This window comes from Stenotrophomonas sp. P5_B8 (genome assembly GCF_054049855.1).
In genome coordinates, this window is sequence record NZ_JBFULO010000226.1 from 1 (window position 1) to 5,898 (window position 5,898).

Here is a 5,898-nt window from a genome sequence, read left to right on the forward strand (position 1 = left end):
CCGCCCCGGCATGAGCGTTCTGTTCGCGTGGCCGCAGGGATGAACCGGTTGCGGCGGGCGGGCTTCGGCGCCGCCTTCCAGCGCGAGCTGCAGCACCTGCGCAGCGACCGCGCCGACCTGCTGCTGGTGACGCTGTTGCCGCTGCTGATGCTGGCGGTGATGGCCTGGTTGTTCGCCGCATCGGTGATGCGCGACATTCCCATTGCCATTGTCGACCTCGACCACAGTGCCGAGAGCCGTCTGCTCGCCCGCATGCTGGATGCCAGTCCGGGCATCGCCGTGGCCAGCCAACCGGCCAGTCTGGCCGATGCGCAGGCCGAACTGCGGCGGCTGGAGGTCTTTGCCGTGGTGCTGGTCCCCCGCGATGCCACCCGCCAGGCGCTGCGTGGCAGCCAGGGCACCGTGTTCGCCTACTACAACGCCACCTACCTCACCACCGGGCAGTCGGCGGTGCGCGATATCGTGGAAGCGGTCGGTGCGTGGAACGCGCGCCTCCTGACCGGCGGCATCGGCAAACAGGTCGGCCCGGCCAAACTGCGCGCGCCGCCCATCGCGGTGCAGTCGGACATCCTGCACAACCCGGCGCGCAGCTACGAACTGTTCCTGCTGCCGCTGTTGTTTCCGGCGGTGTTGTCGCTGGGCCTGGCGCTGGCGGTGGCCGCCAGCCTGGGCCGCGAGGTGCGCGACGGCCAGCTGCGTGCGTGGCTGGGCAGCGCCCCCTGGGCGGCCATCGCCGGCAAGATCTGCCCCTATGTCGCACTGTTCTCGGCCTATGGCGCGCTCGGCGTGTTGTACCTGGCGCTGCTGCGCGGCGACGGCATCGCCGGCAGCCTGCTGTTGCTGATGCTGGGCCAGCCGCTGCTCTACCTCGCATGCGCGGCGGTGGCGCTGCTGTTTGTGGGACTCACCCGTGACATGGGCACCGCGCTGTCGGCCATCGGCTTGAGCATCGGCACCGCGCTGGCATTCTCCGGGGCCACCTTCCCCGTGGTGGATGCGCCGCTGTTCACCCGTGTCTGGAACCTGCTGCTGCCGCTCACCGCCTACGTCAAGCTGCAGACCCAGCAGCAGTTTGTCGGCGCGCCGTGGTCGGTCTCGCTATGGCCGTTGGCGACGCTGCTGCTGATGGTGCTGGTGGCCGGCGGCATCGGCGGCTGGCGCCTGATCGTCGCAGCCCGCGCCCTGCCCACGCCCGTGGCCTCCAACGGAGCGGCCGCATGAGCCGCTTCACTAGCAGCCTGCGCCAGACCCTGCGCGCGGTGCTGACCGACCGCTATGCGGTCGTGCTCATGATTGGCGCGGTGGTGCTGTACTCGTTCTTCTACCCGGCCGCGTACCGCCACCAGGTTGCCAGCAACCTGCCCATCGTGGTGGTGGACCACGACCAGAGTGCCACCAGCCGCGAACTGCTGCGCCGCGTGGACGCGTTGCGCACCGTGCGCATCGTTGCCCAACCCGCCACCCTCGACCAGGCCCGCCACGCGCTCGAGCGCGGCGAGGCCGAAGGCATCCTGCTGATTCCCGCCCAACTGGAGCGCGACATCCTGCGCGGCGGCGCCGGCCACCTGGTGTTGATGGGCAACGGTGCCTACCTCGGCCGCGCCAGCTGGGTATTGGGCGGCGTGGCCGATGCACTGACCGCGTTCGCGCGCGAAACAGCGGTTTCGCAGGCCGCCTTCATGGGCGCCCCGCAGCCACCGCCGATCACCCTGGTGCAGCGGCCGCTGTTCAACACGCTGGAAGGCTACGGCAGCGCCATCGTGCCCGGTGTGGCCGAACTGATCGTGCACCAGACGCTGTTGATGGGCATTGGCGTGCTGCTGGGGACGCGGCGCCTGGCACTCGACCGACGCCTGCGCTTCGACCTGCCCACCCTGGCCGGCATGGCGCTTGGCTTCGGCATCATCGGCCTGCTGGGCCTGCTCTACTAMGCCGGCCTCACCGCGTGGGTGCAGGACTATCCGCGCGGCGGGAACCCGCTCGGGCAACTGCTCGGCGGTACATTGTTCATTGCCGCCACGGTGGCGTTCGGCCTGTTCGTCGGCAGCTTCTTCGCCACCCGCGAACGCGCCTTCCAGGTGGTGATCGCCTGCTCGATCCCGCTGTTCTTCCTGGCCAATCTGTCCTGGCCGGCGGTCACCTCGCCGCCAGCGCTGGTCGCTTTGGCCCACCTGCTGCCCACCACCGCCGGCATCAACCTGATGGTGCGCCTGAACCAGATGGATGCCCGCCTGGGCGAGGTCAGCCACGAGCTGTGGACGCTGGCCGCGCTGCTCGTGCTCTACGGTGGGCTGGCGGTGTGGCGCCTGGGCGACCGCAGCCGCACGCACTGACCGCTCAGCGCGACGGATCCGGCGCGTACCAGAACGGAATGCGGTACTCGCGCCGGCGTCCGGCACCTTTCGCATCGCTGTCGGCATTCCAGACCAGCAGCAGATCGTGGCGGCCCGGTGGCAGCGCCGACAGCGGCAGGTAGCCCACCAGCCCGCGCATCTCCAGGTCGCGCCGTTCCATCGGCACGAAACCGTCCAGCGCCACCGGCTTGCCATCCAGCGTGACCGTCCACAACAGCGCCAGACACTGGACCGCCGCTCGCGCGGCGTCCTGCCCGACCCGCGCGTTCTCGCCTCCCGGCAGTGCGGTGCAGCGCTGCCGCGCCTGCGGGTTGTCGCGCTGCGGCTGATGCGGAATGAACAGCCGCAGCATCGCACCCTGGACCACATCGCTGGGGATCATCGGGTAGCGCCGCAACCGGTCATGATCCACCCGCAGCGCTTCGTAGTGGGCGCTCAGCATCCCGTTTTCCACCGCTTCGCTGGTCATCACCTCGTAGCGGTTGAACAATGAAAACGTGGCCGAACTGATCGTCTGCACGCCGCCGATGGTCATCGCCGCCATGATCGCGACGAAGTAGGCCACCATGAAATTGCGGGCATACAGATTGCTCTGCAGGGTGAGCTGTACCGGCAGCAGCAGTCGCATCGGTATGAGCCACTGGCTGACGCCGAGTACCCGATGGACGGCCCGCTCCAGCCCCGCGCTGGGCTTCCCTTGTGCCTGCCGTCGGGCAACCTGCTTTTCCATCACCAGCGGCACGGTGCTCACCAGCAGCAGCGCTGCGAAGACCACCGCCACCATGATCAGCGCGATGCGGTCGGTGTCGCCCAGCAGCGCCCCGACCAAACCAGCCACGCTCAGCAGCAGCACCGAGCCCACGCCGATCAGGGTCATGGTCAGCGCGAACAGCAACGTGGCCGAGAACAGCGTCGATGCAGCGCGGTCGGCGCTGGCGATCACCTGCTCCAGGCTCACCACGCGCGAGCGGTAGAAYGCCCGCGATACCGGCCCCATCAGCGGAATCCGATCCCAGCGGATGCCGTCAGGGAAATGGATCTTCAAGCCGATCAATCCGACCCAGTAGCCACGGATCGCCAGGTGCGCGATCAGCGCGAGGGCCACCACGTAGCACAACCCCACGCTGGTGCTGAAGCCGAACCACAGCGCATAAGCGTAGACGCCCTCGGTGTGCACGGTGCTGCCGGCCCACGCATCGAAGATACGCCCCGGAACGGCCAGCAGTGCGAACGCCAGAAGGCCGGAAATGAAGAGTTCGAGTTCGTCGGTGCGTTCGCGCAACCGGGCGAAGCGGCCGGCGTGATCGGACACCTCGGCAGAGGCGTCGGGGGTGCTGCCGGGTTCAAGCGCTTCGCTCACAGTCCGGTCATCCTTGGGTGTCGCCGGAGTATACGGCTGCCCGGACACCAACCAAGGGGCCCGCATACGACAACGCCGGCCTCAAGGCCGGCGCTGTTGAACCGCGTCCACGTACCGCGCGGGGGTCAGCGGTACTGGCGCTCGCAGCGGCGTTCGACCACGCGGTCGCCGTTGTTCTGCTGGCTGCGGCCCTGGATGTTGCGGCCCGCAGCGCCACCAGCGACCGCACCGGCCACCGTGGCCAGCTTCTTGCCGTTGCCACCGCCGACCTGGTTGCCCAGCAGGCCACCTACCACCGCACCGGTAGCGGTACCGGCAATACGGTTCGGATCGCGGCTGTTGCGCTGCACTTCCACGTTCTTGCAGACCACCTTGCTGCCGTCATTGAAACGGCGGCCTTCGTCCTTCGGACCGTAGTTCTGGGCGGCAGCGCCGAACGATGCGGCGACAAGCGCGCCCATGCACAACACACGTTGGATATTCTTCACGGTCTTCTCCTTACTCGCAGGACATGGGGTGAGTGTCCGCCCCAAGGCTGCAATGGGTGGTGAAATCATGTCCACGGCGCGTCAACGTGCCGCTCTGCGTTCAGGCAGCAGCCACCCAGCGACGCCGCGCGCGCCAGGCCTCCTCCTCTCTACTTCGGCATCGCGCGCGGCGCATCGATGAATCCGGTCACCGCCGCGATGGTCGCCGCCGGCGCCTCTTCCATCAGCCAATGCCCTGCCCCGGGGATGACCACCCCGGTGACATCCACCGCTGCGTTGCGCATCACCACCGCCTCGTTGGCGCCGAAGGATTTTTCCCCGCCGATGGCCAGTACCGGCATCGTCAACCGGTCGGCAACCACGCGCGCGTTGTCCTGGCCATCCTGGCGGAACGCATGGAACTGGGCGAAGGCGGACTTCATCGCGCCGGACGTGCGTACAGCGTGGCGTAGTGCGCGCGCGACGGCTCGTCCATGCGGCTCGGGTCGCCGGCGAACTCGTTCCAGAAGCGGTCCAGATAGATCCGCTCGCGACCGGCGACCAGACGCTCCATGTCCGCACCGCCGAAATCAAAGTGCCATAGCAACGGGTTACGGACGATGTCGTCCCACGGCGGAATGCCGGGCACCGGCGCATCCATTACCACCAGCGCACGGGTCAACTGCGGATAGCGCGCCGCATACGCGAAGGCCACCATGGTGCCGATGTCGTGCCCCACCACCGTGGCCTGCTCGATCCCGAGCGAGGCCAATACCGCGCGTACGTCGCCGGCCTGGGTGCGCTTGTCGTACCCGCCGGCCGGGTGCGAGGACAGCCCCATCCCGCGCAGGTCCGGCACCACCACCGTATGCCGGGCGGCGAGCGCGGCGGCCAGCGGCGCCCACATGTCACCGGTATCGCCAAACCCGTGCAGCAGCACCACGGCCGGCCCCTTGCCACCGACCCGGACATGCAGCGTGGCATCGCCGACGGCTACCTCCTGGGTGCGGAATCCTGCGGGGAAGGGTTTGACCTGGGCGAAGGCCGGGGCGCTGAGGACGAGCGCGAAGGCAAYGGCAATGAGGTGCCTGAGCATGGTGGGCATCCGGTTGTGGTGCGGAGAGGCCCTGCGGCCCGGGTGGTCACGCTGACAACGCACGAACGGCTTGCAGGCGGACACTACCGCGAAAATGACGGCCGCGCTGCTACCGTCATGCCGGACCTGATCAAGGATGCCCCGGCATGCCCAGCACCCCGCACGCAGCCGCCCCGCTGCGCCCCCCCTGCCTGGTGCTGGAAGGCGGCGCGATCGACGGCATCGCCAGCTTCTACGCCGAGATCAACCGCGTCTTCATGCCCGACGAAGACTGGCAACTCGGGCCAAGCCTGGATGCGCTGGATGACATGCTCTACGGCGCCTATGGCGCGCTGGCCGGTCACACGACCGTCCAGTTGCACTGGAAGGACATCGCACACAGTCGCCGGGCGCTTGGAGTAGCGGCAACGCGCACGTGGCTGCAGGCCAAACTGGATCCGGCCGGACCGTTCAACCCCGGCCATGTCAGCGCACAACTGCAGGCGCTGGAACGCGGCGAGGGCCAGACCTATTTCGATATCGTCATGCAGATCATCGCCGCACATCCCAATGTGACGCTGCTGACCCGTTGAGCCCGGGAGCGACCCTTCGCCCGCCCGGCCCCCTCCCCTACAATGGTCC

The 5,898-nt window shown here is 68.4% G+C and carries 7 protein-coding genes; 3 read left to right on the forward strand and 4 right to left on the reverse strand.

Going from position 1 to position 5,898, the window contains the following annotated elements:
- Nucleotides 1-39 precede the first annotated feature (39 nt).
- Complete coding sequence (locus ACXJKH_RS12840) at nt 40-1,221, forward strand: ABC transporter permease (RefSeq protein WP_457319790.1); 1,182 nt, start codon at nt 40-42, stop codon at nt 1,219-1,221.
- Entirely contained in the window at nt 1,218-2,333 is a 1,116-nt protein-coding gene (locus ACXJKH_RS12845; protein WP_457319780.1) for an ABC transporter permease, read from the forward strand. Before ACXJKH_RS12840 ends, ACXJKH_RS12845 begins: the two co-directional genes overlap by 4 nt.
- Before the next feature lie 4 nt (nt 2,334-2,337).
- On the opposite strand, the gene ACXJKH_RS12850 is transcribed toward ACXJKH_RS12845, so the two are convergent.
- The 4 genes from ACXJKH_RS12850 to ACXJKH_RS12865 form a co-directional block, all read right to left on the reverse strand.
- Nucleotides 2,338-3,714: a hypothetical protein gene (locus ACXJKH_RS12850; RefSeq protein WP_457319782.1), complete on the reverse strand. Its 1,377-nt coding sequence runs from the start codon at nt 3,712-3,714 to the stop codon at nt 2,338-2,340.
- 125 nt (nt 3,715-3,839) lie between these two features.
- The gene (locus tag ACXJKH_RS12855) at nt 3,840-4,175 is read right to left on the reverse strand and encodes a glycine zipper 2TM domain-containing protein (RefSeq protein ID WP_457319792.1); all 336 of its coding nucleotides are present in this window, start codon (nt 4,173-4,175) and stop codon (nt 3,840-3,842) included.
- Nucleotides 4,176-4,351: 176 nt separating this feature from the next.
- On the reverse strand, nt 4,352-4,624 hold the full coding sequence (locus tag ACXJKH_RS12860) for an alpha/beta fold hydrolase (RefSeq protein WP_457319784.1): 273 nt from the start codon (nt 4,622-4,624) through the stop codon (nt 4,352-4,354).
- Nucleotides 4,621-5,277: an alpha/beta fold hydrolase gene (locus ACXJKH_RS12865; protein ID WP_457319786.1), complete on the reverse strand. Its 657-nt coding sequence runs from the start codon at nt 5,275-5,277 to the stop codon at nt 4,621-4,623. The genes ACXJKH_RS12860 and ACXJKH_RS12865 overlap by 4 nt, the downstream gene beginning before the upstream one ends.
- Before the next feature lie 146 nt (nt 5,278-5,423).
- Between ACXJKH_RS12865 and ACXJKH_RS12870 the strand changes: the two genes are divergently transcribed.
- Nucleotides 5,424-5,849, forward strand: coding sequence for a ribonuclease inhibitor (locus ACXJKH_RS12870; protein WP_457319788.1), 426 nt, complete (start codon nt 5,424-5,426; stop codon nt 5,847-5,849).
- Nucleotides 5,850-5,898 lie beyond the last annotated feature (49 nt).